The organism is Weizmannia sp. CD-2023, assembly GCF_036225245.1.
Taxonomy (GTDB): domain Bacteria; phylum Bacillota; class Bacilli; order Bacillales; family Bacillaceae_C; genus Weizmannia; species Weizmannia faecalis.
The window spans coordinates 1-18,932 of record NZ_JARTJQ010000063.1 but is presented as its reverse complement, the minus strand read 5'-3'; the positions used below and the strand labels follow the sequence as shown (position 1 = coordinate 18,932).

The window sequence follows — 18,932 nt, the reverse complement described above, 5'->3', positions numbered from 1 at the left end:
GATGAAAAAAATGACCGAAACGAAAGAACAAAGACTGGCAAGGGAAATTTACGAAAATGTCGGCGGCATGGGAAACGTCGAAAAGATCATTCATTGCATGACAAGAGTCCGGCTTACCATTGCGGATTACAGCAAAGTCAATATCGAAGGCCTGAAAGCGGTTGATGGCGTGCTCGGCGTCGTGGAGGATGAAACGCTCCAGGTCGTGCTTGGCCCTGGTATCGTCAACAAAGTCGCCAACCTTATGGTACAGCAGGCCGGTGTAAAACTTGGGGAAAATTTTCCGAAGGCTACGGGCCATCAAGATGCCGGGCGGTCAAACCGCGAAATGGTGGAAGCCAAAGCGGCCGAAGTAAAGGCAAGGGAAAAGGCGAAACATAAAAGTAACGGTTTCAAAAGGGCTTTAAAATCGATTTCCAATATATTTGTACCGCTTATTCCGGCCTTTGTCGGCGCCGGGATTATCGGCGGGGTTGCTGCCATTTTCCAAAATATGATGACTGCCGGGCACCTCAGCCAGGACTGGGCGACCATTATTACGACTTTAAACATTATTAAAAACGGGTTGTATGCTTATTTGGTCATTTATGTCGGGATTAATAGTGCAAATGAGTTCGGGGCGACACCGGGCCTTGGCGGGGTCATCGGGGCTGTGACGATGCTGACCGGCATGGATCCGAAAAATCCGCTTCCGAATATTTTTACCGGAGATGCCCTTTCCCCTTTACAAGGCGGGATCATCGGTGTTATTTTTGCAGTGTGGATTTTAGCGCTTGTTGAAAAAAGGCTGCATAAAATTGTTCCGAATGCTGTGGATATCATTGTGACGCCAACAATTGCATTATTAGTTATCGGACTTTTTACTATTTTCATCGTCATGCCGGTTGCAGGCGCGGTATCAGGCGCTCTTGTTGGCTCGATCACGTGGGTGTTGAAAGTCGGCGGCGCTTTTTCAGGCTTTATACTGGGGCTTTTCTTCCTGCCGATGGTCATGTTCGGCCTGCACCAGATCCTCACCCCGATCCATATTGAAATGATCAATAAGACAGGGATGACACCGCTGTTACCGATCCTTGCAATGGCAGGCGCAGGGCAGGTCGGCGCGGCGATTGCTTTGTGGATCAGGTGCCGGAAAAATAAAAAACTCGTGCAGTTGATTAAAGGGGCATTGCCGGTTGGCATTATGGGCATTGGCGAACCGTTAATTTACGGTGTGACTTTGCCGCTTGGGCGCCCATTTATTACCGCGTGTATCGGCGGCGGCATCGGCGGGGCAGTGATCGCGGGCATCGGTAATATCGGCGCGATCGCAATCGGCACAAGCGGGATTGATTTAATTCCGCTGATTGCGCACGGACGCTGGCTCGGTTATATCGCCGGGTTGGTAGCCGGTTATATTGGGGGCTTCGTTGCCACTTATTTCTTCGGTATTCCAAAAGATGCGATGAAGGAGACCGACGCAGATCGTGAGTGATGGAATTGGAAGAGAATATTATTCTGCAAATTAAATCCAAATTAACCAGTCTGTCAAAATCAGAAAAAAAGCTCGGCGAGTATATTCTCAGCCACGCTGTGGAAACGGTCAATGACAATACGAGCGAACTTGCGGAAAAAGCAGGCGTCAGCCCGGCCACCGTTGTGCGTTTTTGCCGGTCGATCGGGCTGTCCGGCTTTTCACAATTAAAGATCAGATTGTATGCGGATGCCTCCGGGGGGCTGGACCGGGAAATTTATACGGATATCACACCGAATGAAGATATTGCCATGATTGCTGATAAACTGGCTTTGCGGTTTAACCAGTCGATCACACAAACCGCAAATCTTCTTGAGACCAGCTGCATTGAAAAGATAACGGCCATGGTGGATAAAAGCCCGGCCATATACGTATACGGAATTGGCGCCTCCCATGTGGCAGCTGAAGACTTCACGCATAAGTTTTCAAGAATTGGCAAGCCGGTGGTCCACACGCTGGATCACCATCTGCTCGGTTCTTCTTTGATCAACGCCTCCAAAGACTGTATGTTTGTGGCGATTTCAAATTCAGGCGAAACCAATGAAGCCATCAAGCTGACGCAGATTGCCAAACAGAACGGGCTTTTTACAGTGGGCATCACACAAAAACGGGACAGTACGCTTGCCAGTATCGTGGATGCGCCTTTGATCCACCATGGCGGGGAAGCGGTCCTGCTGAGAAGCGCGGCAACCACATCCCTGGCTGCACAACTGTTCACGATTGATGTTTTGTACTTCGCCTATGTTGCAAAGCATTACCATGAAATCATGGGCCGCTTAAAAAACTCAAAAATCAATATCCAGACTTTTTTCCGCAAAGAAAACAACTAAAAACCGGCCCATAAGCCCGGCGTGAAAAGCGCAGCAAATAAAGCGGCCGTTTCGAAAAGCGGAAAATCTTTACTAAAAGTGCAAAATCTAAGGCGCACCGGCTCGGGATGAAAACAGGGCCGTGCATCCAATAGGGGACGGCTGGCCTGCCGTCCCCTATTGGTCTTCCAATTCGTCAAGATTGAGTTCTGATTGTTCGTGGTGATAGATTTGGGACACGGTGATCAATTTTTCCAGATGTTCAAGCTCTTCCTGGTAATCCACAAGCAGCGCCAGCAAGTTCATCACGTGATAGGACTGGAGATCAGCGCGGAAAGTCTCATCTTTTAAGTTCTGCAGAAAAATGTCCATCAGCTCATTCCGCTGTTTGTCAGCCGTATCGCATTTTTGCGCATGGGCTTTGACTTTTCCGAGAAACATGAGCAGCAATTTTTCATGTTCGTTCACAAGGTATTCCATTTGTTCCTGCAGCATGCTCCGGAATGTTTCTGGCAGCCCGGCAATATCCGCTTTGTACTGGTGCAGCCGTTTTAAAATAATATAGCTTAAATTCAAAATGGCCACCATTTCTTTATACAGCACCACTTTCCGCTGCCGCTCGATCCTGTTGCTTTTCCCGTAGATTTTTTCCTCTTTAAATAAAGTGTACAGCTGCTCTACTTTGTACACCCGCTCTTTAATGTCGGGAAGTTCTTCTTTTAAAAGCTGGTAATCGGCTTCCTGGCGCGCTGCAATCCGGATGAATTTGAGCAGTTCTTCTGTCACATGGGTGAGACGGACATACAGCCGGGCCTCGTATTTCGGCGGCAGGAAAATCAAATTCACAAGAAACGAGCTGAAAATCCCGATAAACAATGTCGCAAAGCGGATGCCGGCCGTCTGCAGAAAATTGTCACTTGGCGTTTCCATAATGACAATCATGGTTACAAGCGCGAGGCCGACCGTATCATCGAGCTTCAGTTTCAACATTAAAATGATGATCAACACAGACCCGAGACCGACGACTAAAAAATGGTTGCCAAAGGCCATGACAAAAATGACCGCGAGCAAAGCGCCGATCAGATTGCCCTGGACCTGATCGATAATGGACCGGTAAGACCGGTATATCGTAGGTTTAATCGCAAAAGTGGCAGCGATCCCGGCAAACACCGGGGACGGCATTTTTAATAATTGCGCGATAAACAACGCAATCGTAATGGCAATTCCTGTTTTGACAATGCGGGCTCCAACCCTCATATTGGCAATTCCTTTCTTCCTTGCAAAGATATTTACATGATATGTTCCAAAAGGCTGCACTAAACTATTTCCGTCCAAAAATTTTTTTAAACCGGCAGACCCTTTGATTTTGTCATTATAACATGTTTGCCGGAAGACGTGCGTGGGATAAGACCGGAGAATTTGTCCTAATTTTGCTCGGCACGGAATATACATGAGGTAAATGAATCCAAAATGCGCGTATGAAGAGGGGAAACGATGTTGTGGCTGATTGAAAAGTATGTGCTTAGTATGGCTGCGCTCAGGCTGATCTCAGGAATGATCGAAATTTCCGCGGCCATTTTGATGCTCAAATACAATCAAGTGGAAAAAGCGCTTCTCATCAACAGTTCTCTTGCTATTGTCGGGCCTGTTGTTTTAATTACGACAACGGCGATCGGGGTGATCGGAATTTCCGATAAAATCTCGTTTGCCAAAATGCTGTGGATTCTGGCCGGGGTTGGCTGCATTTTGTACGGGATTAAAAGCAACGGGTAAGCTTTGTGAAAAGAAAGCGGATTAGGGCTGGAGTGAGCAACCGGCCGGCTTGTTGGGGGATGGTAATGCCGGGTTACAGTAGGGATCTCGGTTTGCCGTGGGGGATCTCCGCAATCGAAAGCCCCGTTTTGTCATGAAGGCCGTAAACCCCTATGCCTTTAGGCCGGAACCTGTTGCATCCACTGGCAGCGTAATGAGGGAGGAACCCGGCAGCTCCCTGTTTTTCAAACCCTTTAAGCAGCACCCCTTTTTATTGCGGGCAAGTGCCGATCGTTTGCTTTATTTCTTTAAGCAGATGCCGGATTTCGCCGCCTTCCATCAGGTTGACATGGATTTCTTTCAATGCCGTTTCCTTGACCGTCTCCATCATCTTTTCCCCGGATCCGTCTTTTTCGATCACAGCCCGGTTTCCGGTTTGGTTCAGCACCCAGAACGTATACTGCAGCTTCGGATGGCTTTCGGGGAAACTGAAAATCAAAGCATAATAAATGTCAAATCCGCTGTCAAAAAATTGCATCACACCGCGAATATAATTCTGCTCGTCTATCTTTTGCGACAAAGAGACCCTGTAACCTTGCTGCACCCCGATCTTTTCGATTTCCTCCAAAATGTATTCCATAAATAATTTCACGTTTTTTCCTCCTTGCGTAACAGGTAACCATATCCTTCCCGTAATGGGCTGCAGTATTCGTTTGGGCAAAAGAATAAAATGTTTGCTTCCGGATAATCTAACAGAGCAAAAATTGAAATCCGGGGAGGATATTATGGCAAGCAAACAACCTTCTGTAATGACAGTGGCAGCAATCGGCTCCATTCCATTAATTATGACGCTTGGCAATTCGATGCTGATTCCTGTCCTGCCGAAAATGCAGTCTGAACTTCACTTGACTTCCTTTCAGGCAAGCTTGACGATCTCCGTTTTCTCCATTGTGGCGGCCGTGTTCATCCCGGTGCTCGGCTATCTTTCCGACCGCTTTTCCCGGAAAGCCGTAATTTTGCCGGCATTGTTTTTATACGGGGCAGGCGGCATTCTGGCGGGAATCGCAGCCGCTTTGTTTTCCCATGCTTTCGCCTGGATCCTGGCAGGCCGCACGCTTCAGGGAATCGGGGCAGCCGGTACAGCACCAATCGCCATGGCCCTCACTGGGGATCTGTTTAAAGGCGATAAAGAAAGCCGGGTGCTCGGCCTTGTGGAAGCCTCAAACGGGTTTGGAAAAGTGCTGTCTCCGATATTGGGGGCGCTGATCGCATTGCTCGTATGGTATGGCACGTTTTTTGCTTTTCCGGTAGTGGTCGCTGTCTCCATTTTTTTAACATGGGTCTTTATTAAAGAAAAACCAAAAAAGAAAGAACCACCCGGGCTCGGGAAATATGTAAAAGGGCTTGTCAGTGTGTTTAAAGACGACGGGCGGTGGCTATGCACTGCTTATCTTGCAGGCGCGACATGCTTGTTTACCCTTTTTGGTATTCTTTTTTTCCTATCCAATGTGTTGGAAAAAAGTTATAAAATTGACGGTGTGATGAAAGGACTGATTCTGGCGATTCCCCTGCTTGTCATGTGTACCACATCTTATATTACCGGCAGCAAAATCGGGAAAAACCAGCGCTTGATGAAAAAACTGATTGTCACGGGCTTCTGCCTGATGACCCTTTCTTACGCGCTTCTTACGTTTTTCAGAGGGCTTTTTCTGTTTATTCCGGTCCTTGCTATTGGGAGCCTCGGCACCGGTCTCATTTTGCCGTGTGTCAACAGCTTTATTACGAATGCCGTTGGAAAAGAAAAACGGGGATTTGTCACGTCACTGTACGGATCTGTCCGGTTTCTCGGGGTGGCTGTCGGGCCGCCGGTGTTCGGGAGGCTGATGGCGTGGTCGCGGCCGGGGATGTTTATCTCGATTGCCTGCTTTACATTTGCAGTCGGGTTACTGTCGTTATTATTGATCCGCCCGCAGACTGAAAAAGGCTCATCCGGCGGGGAAGAAAAAAAGAAAAGAAGCCGGCACAGAAGCCGGCACACCATTTTGGAACCGGTGGGCGGCAGGTAAACGGATTTTTCAAGAACGGGATGGAATCCGGATGCTGGTAATTTTTTCAATTGGGATGATAAGAGTGGTTTGTGCATGAATTGCCGGCATCGATCCTGGCCCGTTTATTTTTTTCGCCAGCCTAACGGAAGAAAGGGAAGCTTTAAGTAAATGGCTTGAAAGGAAAATTGATAAATCCAGCCGACAATTCTGGTTGACACATATTGGCAAATGACGGCTTGTACGACAATTTCCCAGTCGATCACATACGCCGTCAGAATAAAAATGAGCCCGTTGATGATAAAAAGTGGGGTGGCCGGATTGACGCTCCTGTATTTGGAAATGATGAGGGCAACAATGCCGATGCCGCCGTTGGAAACACCTTGCCGGAGCAGAATGCCGATGCCGATGCCGAGCAATACGGAGCCTAAGGCAAGGTCAAGCCATTCGTTATGGAATGGTGTTTCCCATAAAAATGCGGAAAGATTGACCGAAACAGATGTAACCGTAATCCCGAGAAGCGTACCCATTGCACTGGCAGCACTTAAAAAGTACACGGCGAATACAAGCATGGAGGAGTTCAGCATCCAAAGTGCAATGCTAAGAGGGACGTGGAACCAGTGGTGGAAGAGCACTGTAAGCCCCCCGGCCCCGCCTGATGGGATGGCATTTGGGAATAAGAATACACCCATTGAGTAGCCTTGAAGGGCAGCCCCGGCCATAATCATCAACAATTTTTTTACATTCCGGCTATGTTGCTTTTTCAAGAAAATCATCCCTCAACTGAATGAGAATGCCTTACAATTTACTATATGCTTGTACAATCGGCCACATGCCGGTCTTTCAAGAAAGTGCGGGGGAGTGCATGAGAAAGCTCACCCGCTACCGATGAAAAGCACACTTTAGAGAAAACCCCCCGTATGTGGAGGGGGATTCTGACTGTGCAGCTAAAGCCGGTTCTTTTTTACTGGCGGGCGCGGTTTGCGTCATGCGGCCGGGAGGGACCTCTTTTGAAACGGGAGAGAAGGAGTAAATGCCTCTCTCGCACGCTCAGATATCCTATGCCAGTTTTCTGAAACGTGAGAGAAGGCCGGCGCTTGTCTCTGCAGAAAAACACGGCCACTCCTGATGTTGTGTTGCCGTGCCGAACCGGGATTTAGCCGTTTAGCATGCTGAACTCTCCAGGCCGTTCAGTTACAGCTATTACGGCTTTTTATGAGGCTGTTAAAAACGCAGCAGCAGACGGGGAGTGGCGCGGGTCATAAAGCGCCATTCCCCGGGTTAGTGGGTGCCGGGCAGGGGATAAACAGAACGGCTGTCTGAAAAACTGTTCGCTTGTTTGGGCGGTGCCTGCACGGGGCCGCCCATAATCCGGTTCCGGATTTTGTTGACGAGAGCGGCAAAAGATTCGCGGTCTCTTTGCCGCGGCCTTGGCAGTTTCACCGGGACATCTTCAGCAATGATGCCGTCCGACAGCAGGACGACCCTGTCGGCTAAAGCCACGGCTTCTTCCACATCATGGGTTACAAGCAGGGCGGTAAAACTGTTTAATCTGCGGATTTCTTCGATCAGATTTTGCATTTCCAGCCGGGTCAATGCATCGAGGGCGCCGAGCGGTTCGTCCAGCAACAGCAGTTCCGGCTGATGCATAAGCGCGCGTGCCAGCGCCACCCGCTGTTTCTGTCCGCCGGATAATTTGCCCGGCCACTCATCGGTATAGTTTTCAAGCCCGACATGTTTTAATACTTCGATTGCTTCCTTTTTGTGATCGCCATCCAGACCGAGGACAACATTGTCGATCACCCGCTTCCACGGCAACAGTCGCCCGTCCTGAAAGACCATGCACGATTTACTGTTCAGATTTCCGAGCGGTTTCCCGTCGATCAGAATCCGCCCGCCGCTCGGCTTTTCCAAACCGGACAAGAGCCGCAAAAGCGTGCTTTTTCCGCAGCCGCTTTTGCCGACAATGGCGATAAACTCCCCCCTCTTGACCGATAATGTAATATTTTTCAAAACGTCCCTGTTTCCATAGCGTTTTTCTAAATGGTCGAATTGCAGGAAGCTCTCCATATTTGTCCCTCCGATTTCAAGATTGTTCCTGGTAACTGGTATGCCATTTCAGGCATCTTTTTTCAAAAAAGCGGGCGATAGCATCGGACAATTTCCCGAAAAGGGCATACAGTAGAATGCTTAAAAGAATGACATCCATTTGCATAAATTCCCTTGCCGTCATCGCCATGTATCCGATACCGGATGTGGAAGAGATGGTTTCGGCCACGATTAATGTAATCCACATCACGCCCAATGAAAACCGAATGCCAACCAAAATGGAGGAAAGGGAGCCCGGGAAAATGACATGGGCAAACATCCGCCAGCCCTTTAATCCGTAAATTTTCCCCATCTCAATTAATCCATTATCAACGGACTTGATGCCGTGGAAAGTGTTGAGGTATACCGGAAATAACACCCCCAGGGCAACGAGGAATATTTTCGCTTCCTCCCCGATCCCAAACCACAAAATGACAAGCGGAATTAACGCCAGATGCGGAATGGTACGGAGCATTTGGACAGAAGTATCGAGCAATAATTCGCTTGTGCGGAACAGCCCGTTCACCAAACCGAGGATAAAGCCGATGCTTCCGCCAATCAGAAAACCGGTCACAGCCCGTAGCAGACTGATCCAGACATGATGCCCGAGCTCGCCGCTTTTTGCCAGTTCCACTGCCGCAATCAGGACATCTGAAGGCGCCGGCAGAATTTTTGGTGATACGATGCCTTCTTTTGCAAAAATTTGCCAAATGATGATAATCACGGCCGGGATGCCCCATGGAATCAGTTTTTGGATGAAAAAGCCGGTAAAATGTTTCACTTTCCTTCATCCTTTTTGAAATGGTAAATATTGTCTTTTACATTCACTTTTTTCGGGATCAATTTCAGTTCGTAAAATTTGTCGGCGATCTGCTGCTGTTCTTGGATGATTTCTGGGGTAAACGGATCAAGGCCGTATTCCCTTCTGTCTACTGCGATTTTGATCGCTTTTTGGTCTATACCGAGGGCTTTTGAAAGTAATTCCGTTAATTCGGCAGGGTGTTCATTTGCCCAGGTACTCGATTTTTTTACTTCATCGAGGACGATTTGGACGATTTTTTCGTGTTTTTTCAAATATGCCGGAGTGGCGAGAAAATAATCGCGGTCTGTCGTATATCCTTTTCCTGTCACAAGTGTCCGTGCATGGCCCGTTACTTCGGCATCGGCGGTAAACGGATCCCATATGACCCATGCATCGATTGTGCCTTGTTCAAAGGCGACTCTGGCATCCCCCGGTTGCAGGTAAGCCGGCGTGATGTCCTTGTACGAAAGGCCGTTTTTTTCCAGTGCTTTGACAAGAAAATAATGGGAACTGCTTCCTTTTGCAAACCCGACTTTTTTTCCTTTCAGGTCTGCCACGGAACGGATCGGGGAATTCTTTTTCACCAAGATGGCTGCACCTTCGTATTTTGATTTTCCGACCCCGACATATTTCAGATTGGAACCGGAAGCTTGTGCAAAAATCGGCGGCGAGTCCCCCGTCCTGCCAAAATCAATATTTCCGGAATTCAAGGACTCGAGAAGCGCTGTTCCGGACTGGAATTCGTACCATTCCACCTTTACGCCGAGCGGTTTCAGCCTTTTTTCCAAGGTGCCGCTTGCTTTTAAAATCAAAAGCGGGCAGTTTTTCTGATAGCCGATTCGGATGACATTTTGCCTGGTTTTAGTCTGCTGCTTTTTTCCTGTCTCCTGTTTTCCGCCGCATCCCGTGGCGAAAATGGAAAAGAGAAGCAAAAACCCGAGCAGTGCGATGCCGGCACGTTTTTTGAAAATTTTTCTCAAGCAGAACACATCCCCTCATTCAGTAAAGTTCCTTATAATTTATGCGCAAACCTTGATTAGGTACCTGTACCGACCGGGGGAATAAAAAGCACTGCCTCCGTTTCGGGAAAGGCAGTGCTTTGCTGGCGCATCATTTTTTCAGTTGTGAAAAAGCATGATCGACGGCTTTGATTGTTTCTGCGATATCTTCTTCCGTATGCGCGGTTGTGAGGAACCAGGCTTCATATTTTGACGGGGCAAGGTTAATGCCTTGCTCGAGCATCAGTTTGAAAAATTTCCCGAACAACTCGCCGTCGGATGCTTCAGCCTGCTTGTAGTTTTCGACTTTTTCGCCCGTAAAGTAAACGGTAAAGGCGCCGACTACGCGGTTAATGGTAATGGTGACGCCGTGTTTTTCAGCTGCTTCCAAAATGCCTTTTTCAAGCATGGCACCGAGACGGTCGAGGTTTTCATACACGCCCTTTTCCTGGAGCACTTCAAGGCAGGCAATTCCGGCAAGCATTGAAGCCGGGTTGCCTGCCATGGTTCCGGCCTGGTAAGCAGGGCCGAGCGGTGCGACTTCTTCCATAATGTCTTTGCGGCCGCCGTATGCCCCGATCGGCAGTCCGCCGCCGATGATTTTGCCCATGGCGGTTAAATCCGGGGTAACGCCGAGCATGTTTTGCGCGCCGCCGTACATAAAACGGAAAGCGGTGATCACTTCGTCGTAAATGACAAGGGCGCCGGCTTTGTGCGCCAGTTCATTAATGGCTTCCAAAAATCCCGGTTTCGGCGGCACAATGCCAAAGTTGCCGACAATCGGTTCAACCAGTACGGCGGCAACTTCATCGCCCCATTTTTCGAGTGCCTGTTTAAAAGGTTTCACATCATTATAAGGGACGGTGATGACTTCGTTTGCGATGGCTTTTGTTACGCCGGCTGAGTCCGGCATGCCGAGCTGCGACGGGCCTGAACCCGCTGCGACAAGCACGAGGTCAGAATGGCCGTGGTAACAGCCTTCGAATTTAATGATTTTGTCGCGGCCCGTGTAGGCGCGGGCAACGCGGATCGTTGTCATGACCGCCTCTGTTCCCGAGTTGACAAAGCGGACTTTGTCCAGGGACGGGATCGCTTCTTTCAGCATTTTTGCGAATTGCACTTCATACGGGGTCGGCGTGCCGAACAAAACGCCGTTGTCGGCTGCTTTTTTAATGGCAGCAGCAATATGCGGATGGGCAAAGCCGGTAATGATCGGGCCGTATGCCGCCAGATAATCAATGTAGCGGTTGCCGTCCACGTCATAAAAGTACGCGCCTTTTCCCCTTTCCATGGCAACTGGGGCTCCGCCGCCCACCGCCTTATACGAGCGGGACGGGCTGTTTACGCCGCCGACAATATGCTCAAGTGCTTCTTTATACAAGCTTTCAGATTTTGAAAAATCCATTTATCGTTCCCTCCTCATTGGCATTGGCCAATTCCACCATTCTATTGTAGCCTTCCATTTTCTTCCCGTAAAGACTGTCATAAGCCGGGCGGCGGGGGCATACAATGGAAGGACAAACTTGAAAGGCGCCGGGGGTATCGGGCATGTTTTATTTTCTCGGCATATTGGTTGTCCTTTGTATTGTGATGAGCCTGCGCACCTTGTTTTATCCGGCATCCTGGCGCGCGAAGCAGCTTTCATTTGAACGTTTTCTCTTTCTTGCTTTTACGTACACCAATATCATGATCGGGTTCGGGTTGTTGTTTTTACTGCTCGATATGATGGGATTCCAAATTGCGCTCCATCACGGAAAGCTGTTGGAAGGGCATGATTTCCGCACACTGCTTGATTATATGTATTTGAGTGCCGTCACGCTGTTTTCGGTCGGGTACGGGGATATTGTTCCGATCGGGGCCGCACGGGTTCTTATTATCATTGAAGCGTTAATCGGCTATACCATCCCGGCGGCGTTTGTGGTAAGATCCGCTTTTGACTCGGAAAAAAAATAGCCTGGCAGGGGGATTCCCGCATGCCGGCCGTTGTCCGCCAGGGAAGATCAAAATGCGGCCGGCGCCTATTTTTGTATCCGGGGCGGCTTTTGTCCACGCGGATTTGCCGCGGGTTCATAGTGTATATTACCTCCTCAAAAAAATAACGATATCTTTGAGCCGACTTGTTCGGTTTCTTTTTTTATGGCAATTTTTTCGAATTCGTGATACAAAACTAATATATGGTTTTACGGGAAAGGGCAGAGTGAAAAAATAGCGCGGCGGCGTTTATATAGGCTGATCCATCAAATTGATGCGGAGGGGACAAGATGAGAATTTATACAAGGTCCGGTGATAAAGGGACGACATCGCTCGTTTACGGGGTAAGAGCAGCGAAAAACGATCCGCGTGTTGAAGCTTACGGAACAGTGGATGAGGCGAACTCGGCGATCGGCGTTGCGCTCAGTTTTTTGCACGGCGAACAATTTCCGGAAAAAGAAGAATTGGAACAATGTTTCAGCAGGGTCCAGACGATGCTGTTCCATGCCGGTGCGGAGCTTTCCACGCCCGAGGGAAAAGAAGTGCACTGGAAATTGAAACAGGCTTATATCGATGAACTTGAGGCTTTGATTGATAAATGGGATGGAAAACTGGAACCGTTAAAAACCTTTATTTTGCCGGGCGGGCATCCGGCAGCAGCGGCGATGCATGCGGCGCGCACAGTTGCAAGAAGGGCGGAGCGGGCAAGTGTTGCGGTCGATGGCGTAAATCCGCTTGTGCTGTCGTTTTTAAACCGGTTGTCCGATTTCCTGTTCGTTGCGGCAAGATATATCAATCACTGCCTTGGGGTGAAAGACCACCCGCTCCAGCCGCTTGAGGAATAGCCGGGGCATTGCTTTTACATACTCCCGGCTGAAAAAAAGGCATCCTAATGAACGAATTTCCTTCTTTTTTGAGCCTGAAGAGCGCGGAAAAGGGAAATTCCCGGCGCATGGATTCGCTAATTTGTTTGACAAAACAGGGGGTTATTTTGTAAACTTTTTATAAAGATTATAAATTAAGAATGATAATTGTTAGAAAAGAGGTGCATGGCGGTGTCCGAGCAGCAGTTGAATAAAGCACTGGAAACCTTGAAACAGTCGGGCGTTCGTATTACCCCTCAACGTCATGCGATATTGGAATACTTAATTGAATCCATGTCACATCCAACCGCCGATGAAATATATAAGGCTCTTGAGGGAAAATTCCCGAATATGAGTGTGGCCACCGTTTACAATAACTTGCGCGTTTTTAAGGAAATCGGATTGGTACAGGAACTGACTTACGGAGATGCTTCAAGCCGTTTTGATTTTGTCACATCAAACCATTACCATATTATTTGCGAAGACTGCGGAAAGATTGTCGACTTTCACTATCCGGGCCTGGATGAAGTGGAACAGCTTGCCGCGCATGTGACCGGTTTTAAAGTAAGCCACCACCGTATGGAAATTTACGGTACCTGTCCGGAATGTATGAAAAAGCACAGTTACCTGGAAGCAAAATAAAGCGCAAATGCCGGCGAAATGGTTCGTCCGGTTCTTTTTTTGCGGCTTTAAACCGGGACCTGATAAACCGCAAGCAAGGTTTTTAAAAAGTTTTAGCGGTGCAACTTTATACACTTTTATGCAATAAATCCGGCTCTTCTTTCGTTGGGAGGCCGGATTTTTCATTGTATTTATGCAATCGGTCAAAAATCCATTAAAATTCTGCTGCCACCCGGCCGGAGATGTTTAAGAAATTGGCAAGGGCCGGGTTTTGGTCTTCCTTCCGGTACGCAATGGACAAAACGGCATTTAACGGGTGCCCTTCAATCTCCCTGTACACAATATCGAGATTAAATAATTTTTCGGCTGTCCGTGGTAGCACCCCGATTCCAATTCCGGCTGTCACAAGGCCGACGACCATTTGGTACTCGGTGGCTTCCTGGACGATTTTCGGGCTGAAATCGGCGTCCTTGAAAAGAGACAGAAATTCATCATAAAGGCCCGGCCAAATATCACGCGACACAACGACAAACGGGACGTCCGCCAGATCCTCGATGCGGATTTTTTCCTTTTGGGCAAGCGGATGGTTTTTCGGCATTGAAAGGGCAGCCGCACCTGTCTGGATCTCAGCCGTTTCAATTAAAGGATCATGAATCGGCGGATGCAGCAGGCCGACATCGATTTCTTTCCGATGCAGCGCCCGAATCTGGTCCGGGGTTGACAACTCATGAAGGGAAACGGCCGTTTTCGGATATTTCAGCCGGAATTCCCGGACGATAGCCGGCAAAATGTCATAAGTCGCCGAACCGACAAAGCCGACTACCACATTCCCGAATTCCCCCCGCTCAGCCCGCTGTGCATTTTCCACTGCCCTGTCCAGCTGCTCAAGGACCTGCTTGGCCTCTTTTAAAAAAACTTTTCCCGGGATCGTCAGTTCAACATGACGTTTATTGCGGATAAAAAGGTCCACCCCGATTTCTTCTTCCAGCTGCCGGATTTGCTGGGAAAGCGGTGGCTGGGTCATTTGCAGCCGCTCTGCTGCTTTTCCGAAATGTAGTTCTTCCGCGACCGTTAAAAAATAATGAAGATGGCGCAGTTCCATCTGTATTTCCTCCTCCCTCATTGGGATTAATATTTATTATATATTATTTATAGCACAATAATATATTTTAAACATTTCCTCGTGTGGTGTAAAGTATAGATAGAAACAAGTTCGCTCAGCCTATAGATGAACGTTTTCCCCTGTAATAAACGGGGGAAAGTTCAAAATAGGGCTGTCCTTGGGAGTGGGAACTGTGGAAAAAAAGAATTCAAATCCAACCAATACGACGAAAAAAACAGCTGCAGACCTGGTTGTCGATTGCCTTGAAAAACAGGAAGTGCCGTACGTTTTCGGCATTCCGGGCGCAAAAATCGATGCCGTATTTGATGTCCTAAAAGAACGCGGCCCGGAATTGATTGTATGCCGCCACGAACAAAATGCCGCTTTTATGGCCGCTGCTATCGGGCGTTTAACAGGAAAACCGGGTGTCTGCCTGGTAACGAGCGGGCCGGGGGCTTCCAACCTTGCCACCGGGCTTGCCACTGCGAATACGGAGTGCGATCCTGTCGTTGCAATCGCAGGAAACGTGCCGCGCGCAGACAGACTGAAAAAAACGCACCAGTCGATGGACAATGTATCCCTGTTTCAGCCGATTACAAAATACGCAGCGGAAGTGGTTCATCCGGATACAGTGCCGGAAGTGATGACAAATGCATTTCGTTCTGCCGCTTCAGCACAGGCAGGGGCAGCTTTTATCAGCTTCCCGCAGGATGTGCTGATGGAGCCGGCGTCTGTCAAAGCTTTGGGTCCGCTTGAAAGCCCGGAACTCGGGAAAGCAAATGAAGAAGCGATTAAAGAAGCTGTAAAAGCGATCCAGCATGCCAAATTGCCGGTCATTCTGGTCGGGATGCGTGCGAGCCGCCCGAAAGTCGTGAAAGCGGTCCGGTCCCTCCTGAAAAAAATCGCATTGCCGGTTGTTGAAACATTCCAGGCGGCAGGCTTGATTTCAAGAGATTTGGAAGACCGTTTCTTCGGCCGCATCGGCTTGTTCCGCAACCAGCCGGGCGATATTTTGCTTGAGCATGCGGATGTGGTGCTTGCGATCGGTTACGATTCTGTTGAGTACGATCCGAAGTTTTGGAACAGCGAAGGGGAAAGAAAAATCATCCATCTCGATGAAATCCGCGCCGATATCGATCATGATTACCAGCCGGAAATCGAACTTGTCGGTGACATTTCAGCGAGCGTTGACAGCATCAAAGAACAGCTGGCCCGTTTAAATATGAGCAGTAAGTCCATGGAACTTTTGGAACATCTCCGCAACCAGCTGAATTTGCGCGACGAACCATCGGAAAAGGCGGATAAAAATCTTGTGCATCCGCTCCAGTTCATTCATGATTTGCGTTCGTTGATTGATGACCATGTGACCGTGACATGCGATGTCGGTTCCCATTATATTTGGATGGCGCGCCATTTCAGGGTATATGAACCGAACCGCCTGCTGTTTTCAAATGGCATGCAGACGCTCGGGGTTGCGCTTCCGTGGGCGATTGCCGCAACGCTTGTCAATCCGGATGAAAAAGTAATATCGATCTCCGGAGACGGCGGCTTCCTGTTCTCCGCCATGGAACTTGAAACGGCCGTCCGTTTAAAATCACCGCTTGTGCATATCGTCTGGCGCGACGGCACGTATGACATGGTGGCGTTCCAGCAGCAAATGAAATACGGGCGCACATCGGGAGCAGACTTCGGCCCCGTTGATATTGTAAAACACGCGGAAAGTTACGGCGCAAAAGGCTTGCGGGTGAATGCACCTGATGAGCTGGTTTCTGTACTGAAGGAAGCGCTGGACTCAGAAGGCCCGGTCGTGGTCGATGTCCCGGTTGATTATAGCGACAACCTGGAACTGGCGAAAAAACTGCTGCCTAACCAATTGGTATAATCACTTACTGCGGCGGGCAGCTGCTATAACTTGGACTCAGCCGGCACAAATTTTTCAGGATACGATAGAAAGAAGGGGTTTACCATGCGTACTGCTGCAGAAAATCAAAATACAGAGCAAATTTTAACAAGCCGGACCGATGAAGTATACCAATTGTCCACGATGACATCGCTTCTTGACGGCGTATACGAAAGCGACAAGACGTTTGCTGAATTAAAAAAGTTCGGCGATTTCGGCATCGGCACTTTCAACCATTTGGACGGGGAATTGATTGCCTTTGACAATGCGTTCTATCAGCTGAAGGACGGGACGGCAAAACGTGTACAGCCTGAAGACAAGTCACCGTTTTGCTCGCTTGCACATTTTTCGGAGGATATCACCTATACAGCTGAAGGTCCTCTAGCAAAACCCGAACTGGAAGACTTGATCAAAGATCTCGTCCGCAGCGAAAATTTATTTTATGCCATTCGTGTGGACGGTGTTTTTAAAAAAATGAACACAAGAACCGTCTCCTACCAGGAAAAACCGGTTCCCATGACGGAAGCGGTGAAATCCCAGCCGGTTTACTCGTTTGAAAATACAAAAGGAACGCTTGCTGGTTTTTGGACGCCGATGTTTGCACAAGGAATCGCGGTCGCCGGCTTCCACCTCCATTTTATTGACGACAAACGCACCGGCGGCGGCCATGTCTTTGACTATGTGCTTGACTACGGGACGATCCGGATCAGCAAAAAAACGCATATGCATCTGGAACTTCCGGAAACAGACGCTTTTTTAAATGCGAACCTTTCCCGCGCCAATTTGGCAGAGGAACTGGAAAAGACAGAAGGCTGAACGAAGGCGAAGACGGCCCGCATCCGGCGAAAACCGGATGCGGGTTTCTTCAAATTGGGCGGGGCTTGCCTGACTCCGGCAACCTAGGCTTTTTCATCTCCACCCCGCCTGTCACTTCTGCAATCGCTTACGATTATATGATTCGTCAAACGCTTTTCCCTCAAGCTCAGGATCCAGTGTCAGCGGCTCGTTGCAATGCATGCAAATATCTACCCGGCCCAGCATTTTTGTCGGCTTGCCGCAGCCCGGGCATACAACCTGCACCGCTTTCGTCGAGAGCATGCCGATCCAGAAATAAACCACTGTGCTCAATAAAATAAAGAACAGGCCGAACAGCATAAAAAGGGTTACAACAACCGGATGCGCCCGGAAAAACAGCCCGATATACATGACGATAAATCCGGAAAAAATCAAGCTTAAGGCAAATGTCCGAATTTTATTGATTTTGCTTGAATACTTTGCCAATACCATTCCCCCTTTCTTTTAAATATAACATAACTGGCGAAAAAGGAAGGAATGCAATATACTGAAATTTGTTTCGAAAATTTGCAGGGGATTTCCCGGGATTTGCAGAAATACGTTCATAGAAAGCATGATGGAGGAATGACGCATGAGAGACATTTTAAGGCCGATTTACCAGGAAAGGGCAAGCCTTCCAAATACCCTTTCTGTCCTGTATATTGAAAAAAAGCCGGATGAAGATGCCGCAACCAATTTGTTCGACGCCATTCTCTTCATCATTGTCAAAGAGCAGGACCAGCCGCTCTACGTCAAGCATTACCGCTATGAAGACAAAAAAGCCGCCTTATATGTCGTGGCAGAGAACCAGTTGAAAGAGTGGATGCTGTACGGGACAAACAGCAATATATTTGAATGGATTACAGAAGGGCTGATCTTATTTGACCGGAATGAGTACATGGCACGTTTAAAAGATGAAGTAAGGGATTTTCCGTTTCATGAACGAAAGGTCAAAATCGGCACGGAATTTGCCAAATTGATCCGTCGGTATTTAAACGGGAAAGACTTCTTCAAACAGCGCCAGTACCTCGATGCCTATAATCACATCATTCACGCCTTGCACCATCTCGCCAGACTCGCGGTGATCGAAAACGGCTTTCACCCGGAAATAACCGTCTGGAACCAGGTAAAGCAAATTGATCTGCAAATCTTCAAGTTGTACGAAGAACTGGTAACAAGTGAAGAGTCGCTGGAAAAGCGCCTTGAACTGCTCTTTCTTGCGAGTGAATTCCACATTTATTCGAAGACATCGTTTGGCGCGCAGCATTTACTGGAACTGATGGAAGAACGGGAAGAATGGACAATTGACGAACTGCTTTTCCATCCAGGCCTTCAATCGTACAGTATTGACTTGCCTGTTCTGCTTGAATTTTTAATTGAAAAAAATATGATCGAGGAAATTACAGTGCCGACAAAGGGGCCTGAAATCTTCCATAGACGGTACCGGATTCCAAAAAAACAATAAAAAAATCAAATTTAGTATTGACGCATAATAAATAACTTGGTATAGTTATATACGTCGCTGATGAACATGAAAGAGCAACGACGAAAGACGAAAAAAGTTATTGACAAAGACTTCGTTATGATGGTATAATAATTTAGTCGCTGTCAAAACAGATTGTTCCTTGAAAACT

Annotated in this window: 19 protein-coding genes; 10 read left to right on the top strand and 9 right to left on the bottom strand. The window is 48.4% G+C overall.

The window, feature by feature from the left end; all coding sequences use genetic code 11:
• Positions 1 to 10 precede the first annotated feature (10 nt).
• Positions 11 to 1,474, top strand: coding sequence for a PTS transporter subunit EIIC (locus tag P9687_RS08900; RefSeq protein ID WP_168985508.1), 1,464 nt, complete (start codon positions 11 to 13; stop codon positions 1,472 to 1,474).
• Positions 1,474 to 2,343 (top strand): MurR/RpiR family transcriptional regulator, encoded by an 870-nt coding sequence (locus P9687_RS08895; RefSeq protein ID WP_017551399.1) that lies wholly within the window; start codon positions 1,474 to 1,476, stop codon positions 2,341 to 2,343. Before P9687_RS08900 ends, P9687_RS08895 begins: the two co-directional genes overlap by 1 nt.
• A gap of 156 nt (positions 2,344 to 2,499) precedes the next feature.
• On the opposite strand, the gene P9687_RS08890 is transcribed toward P9687_RS08895, so the two are convergent.
• Entirely contained in the window at positions 2,500 to 3,579 is a 1,080-nt protein-coding gene (locus tag P9687_RS08890) for an aromatic acid exporter family protein (RefSeq protein ID WP_237340406.1), read from the bottom strand.
• A gap of 237 nt (positions 3,580 to 3,816) precedes the next feature.
• On the opposite strand from P9687_RS08890, the gene P9687_RS08885 reads away from it, so the two are divergent.
• A complete protein-coding gene (locus tag P9687_RS08885) occupies positions 3,817 to 4,095 on the top strand; it encodes a YqhV family protein (protein ID WP_014097379.1) in 279 nt (92 codons plus the stop codon).
• 250 nt (positions 4,096 to 4,345) lie between these two features.
• Here the strand turns inward: P9687_RS08885 and P9687_RS08880 are convergent, their stop codons facing one another.
• Entirely contained in the window at positions 4,346 to 4,726 is a 381-nt protein-coding gene (locus P9687_RS08880; protein ID WP_035183893.1) for a hypothetical protein, read from the bottom strand.
• 130 nt (positions 4,727 to 4,856) lie between these two features.
• Between P9687_RS08880 and P9687_RS08875 the strand changes: the two genes are divergently transcribed.
• Entirely contained in the window at positions 4,857 to 6,140 is a 1,284-nt protein-coding gene (locus tag P9687_RS08875; RefSeq protein ID WP_328228562.1) for an MFS transporter, read from the top strand.
• Between the two features lie 104 nt (positions 6,141 to 6,244).
• Here the strand turns inward: P9687_RS08875 and P9687_RS08870 are convergent, their stop codons facing one another.
• The 5 genes from P9687_RS08870 to P9687_RS08850 form a co-directional block, all read right to left on the bottom strand.
• Entirely contained in the window at positions 6,245 to 6,886 is a 642-nt protein-coding gene (locus tag P9687_RS08870; protein ID WP_014097382.1) for a YitT family protein, read from the bottom strand.
• Between the two features lie 514 nt (positions 6,887 to 7,400).
• Positions 7,401 to 8,189, bottom strand: a complete 789-nt coding sequence (locus tag P9687_RS08865; RefSeq protein ID WP_014097383.1) for an ATP-binding cassette domain-containing protein — start codon at positions 8,187 to 8,189, stop codon at positions 7,401 to 7,403.
• A 16-nt stretch (positions 8,190 to 8,205) separates the two neighbouring features.
• On the bottom strand, positions 8,206 to 8,988 hold the full coding sequence (locus tag P9687_RS08860; protein ID WP_014097384.1) for an ABC transporter permease subunit: 783 nt from the start codon (positions 8,986 to 8,988) through the stop codon (positions 8,206 to 8,208).
• Positions 8,985 to 9,998 carry a sulfonate ABC transporter substrate-binding protein gene (locus P9687_RS08855; RefSeq protein ID WP_429906481.1) on the bottom strand — a complete coding sequence of 338 codons (1,014 nt, stop codon included), beginning with the start codon at positions 9,996 to 9,998 and terminating at the stop codon, positions 8,985 to 8,987. Before P9687_RS08855 ends, P9687_RS08860 begins: the two co-directional genes overlap by 4 nt.
• Positions 9,999 to 10,119: 121 nt before the next feature.
• Complete coding sequence (locus tag P9687_RS08850) at positions 10,120 to 11,412, bottom strand: glutamate-1-semialdehyde 2,1-aminomutase (RefSeq protein ID WP_168985505.1); 1,293 nt, start codon at positions 11,410 to 11,412, stop codon at positions 10,120 to 10,122.
• A 143-nt stretch (positions 11,413 to 11,555) separates the two neighbouring features.
• On the opposite strand from P9687_RS08850, the gene P9687_RS08845 reads away from it, so the two are divergent.
• The 3 genes from P9687_RS08845 to perR all read left to right on the top strand — a co-directional run bounded on the left by P9687_RS08845 (position 11,556) and on the right by perR (position 13,483).
• Positions 11,556 to 11,960: a potassium channel family protein gene (locus P9687_RS08845; RefSeq protein ID WP_013860258.1), complete on the top strand. Its 405-nt coding sequence runs from the start codon at positions 11,556 to 11,558 to the stop codon at positions 11,958 to 11,960.
• Positions 11,961 to 12,268: 308 nt separating this feature from the next.
• Positions 12,269 to 12,823 (top strand): cob(I)yrinic acid a,c-diamide adenosyltransferase, encoded by a 555-nt coding sequence (locus tag P9687_RS08840; RefSeq protein ID WP_035189986.1) that lies wholly within the window; start codon positions 12,269 to 12,271, stop codon positions 12,821 to 12,823.
• 204 nt (positions 12,824 to 13,027) lie between these two features.
• Positions 13,028 to 13,483 (top strand): peroxide-responsive transcriptional repressor PerR, encoded by a 456-nt coding sequence (perR, locus tag P9687_RS08835; protein WP_017551387.1) that lies wholly within the window; start codon positions 13,028 to 13,030, stop codon positions 13,481 to 13,483.
• 193 nt (positions 13,484 to 13,676) lie between these two features.
• Here perR and alsR read toward each other — a convergent pair whose 3' ends face one another.
• Positions 13,677 to 14,564: an acetoin biosynthesis transcriptional regulator AlsR gene (gene alsR, locus P9687_RS08830; RefSeq protein ID WP_014097391.1), complete on the bottom strand. Its 888-nt coding sequence runs from the start codon at positions 14,562 to 14,564 to the stop codon at positions 13,677 to 13,679.
• A gap of 193 nt (positions 14,565 to 14,757) precedes the next feature.
• Here alsR and alsS point away from each other — a divergent pair, with 193 nt between their 5' ends.
• Positions 14,758 to 16,446 carry an acetolactate synthase AlsS gene (alsS, locus tag P9687_RS08825; protein WP_035189984.1) on the top strand — a complete coding sequence of 563 codons (1,689 nt, stop codon included), beginning with the start codon at positions 14,758 to 14,760 and terminating at the stop codon, positions 16,444 to 16,446.
• Positions 16,447 to 16,530: 84 nt separating this feature from the next.
• Positions 16,531 to 17,280, top strand: coding sequence for an acetolactate decarboxylase (gene budA, locus P9687_RS08820; protein WP_017551385.1), 750 nt, complete (start codon positions 16,531 to 16,533; stop codon positions 17,278 to 17,280).
• Positions 17,281 to 17,391: 111 nt separating this feature from the next.
• On the opposite strand, the gene P9687_RS08815 is transcribed toward budA, so the two are convergent.
• Positions 17,392 to 17,751, bottom strand: coding sequence for a YgzB family protein (locus P9687_RS08815; RefSeq protein ID WP_035183901.1), 360 nt, complete (start codon positions 17,749 to 17,751; stop codon positions 17,392 to 17,394).
• Positions 17,752 to 17,890: 139 nt separating this feature from the next.
• Between P9687_RS08815 and P9687_RS08810 the strand changes: the two genes are divergently transcribed.
• Positions 17,891 to 18,763 carry a nucleotidyltransferase-like protein gene (locus P9687_RS08810; protein ID WP_017551383.1) on the top strand — a complete coding sequence of 291 codons (873 nt, stop codon included), beginning with the start codon at positions 17,891 to 17,893 and terminating at the stop codon, positions 18,761 to 18,763.
• Positions 18,764 to 18,932: the final 169 nt, after the last annotated feature.

Excerpts from the sequence above, each read along its gene's own strand:
- P9687_RS08900 (WP_168985508.1), top strand. The coding sequence starts at position 11 with ATGACCGAAACGAAAGAACAAAGACTGGCAAGGGAAATTTACGAAAAT.
- P9687_RS08895 (WP_017551399.1), top strand. The coding sequence starts at position 1,474 with ATGGAATTGGAAGAGAATATTATTCTGCAAATTAAATCCAAATTAACC.
- P9687_RS08890 (WP_237340406.1), bottom strand. The coding sequence starts at position 3,579 with ATGAGGGTTGGAGCCCGCATTGTCAAAACAGGAATTGCCATTACGATT.
- P9687_RS08885 (WP_014097379.1), top strand. The coding sequence starts at position 3,817 with ATGTTGTGGCTGATTGAAAAGTATGTGCTTAGTATGGCTGCGCTCAGG.
- P9687_RS08865 (WP_014097383.1), bottom strand. The coding sequence starts at position 8,189 with ATGGAGAGCTTCCTGCAATTCGACCATTTAGAAAAACGCTATGGAAAC.
- P9687_RS08850 (WP_168985505.1), bottom strand. The coding sequence starts at position 11,412 with ATGGATTTTTCAAAATCTGAAAGCTTGTATAAAGAAGCACTTGAGCAT.
- P9687_RS08845 (WP_013860258.1), top strand. The coding sequence starts at position 11,556 with ATGTTTTATTTTCTCGGCATATTGGTTGTCCTTTGTATTGTGATGAGC.
- P9687_RS08840 (WP_035189986.1), top strand. The coding sequence starts at position 12,269 with ATGAGAATTTATACAAGGTCCGGTGATAAAGGGACGACATCGCTCGTT.
- perR (WP_017551387.1), top strand. The coding sequence starts at position 13,028 with ATGGCGGTGTCCGAGCAGCAGTTGAATAAAGCACTGGAAACCTTGAAA.
- alsR (WP_014097391.1), bottom strand. The coding sequence starts at position 14,564 with ATGGAACTGCGCCATCTTCATTATTTTTTAACGGTCGCGGAAGAACTA.
- budA (WP_017551385.1), top strand. The coding sequence starts at position 16,531 with ATGCGTACTGCTGCAGAAAATCAAAATACAGAGCAAATTTTAACAAGC.
- P9687_RS08815 (WP_035183901.1), bottom strand. The coding sequence starts at position 17,751 with ATGGTATTGGCAAAGTATTCAAGCAAAATCAATAAAATTCGGACATTT.
- P9687_RS08810 (WP_017551383.1), top strand. The coding sequence starts at position 17,891 with ATGAGAGACATTTTAAGGCCGATTTACCAGGAAAGGGCAAGCCTTCCA.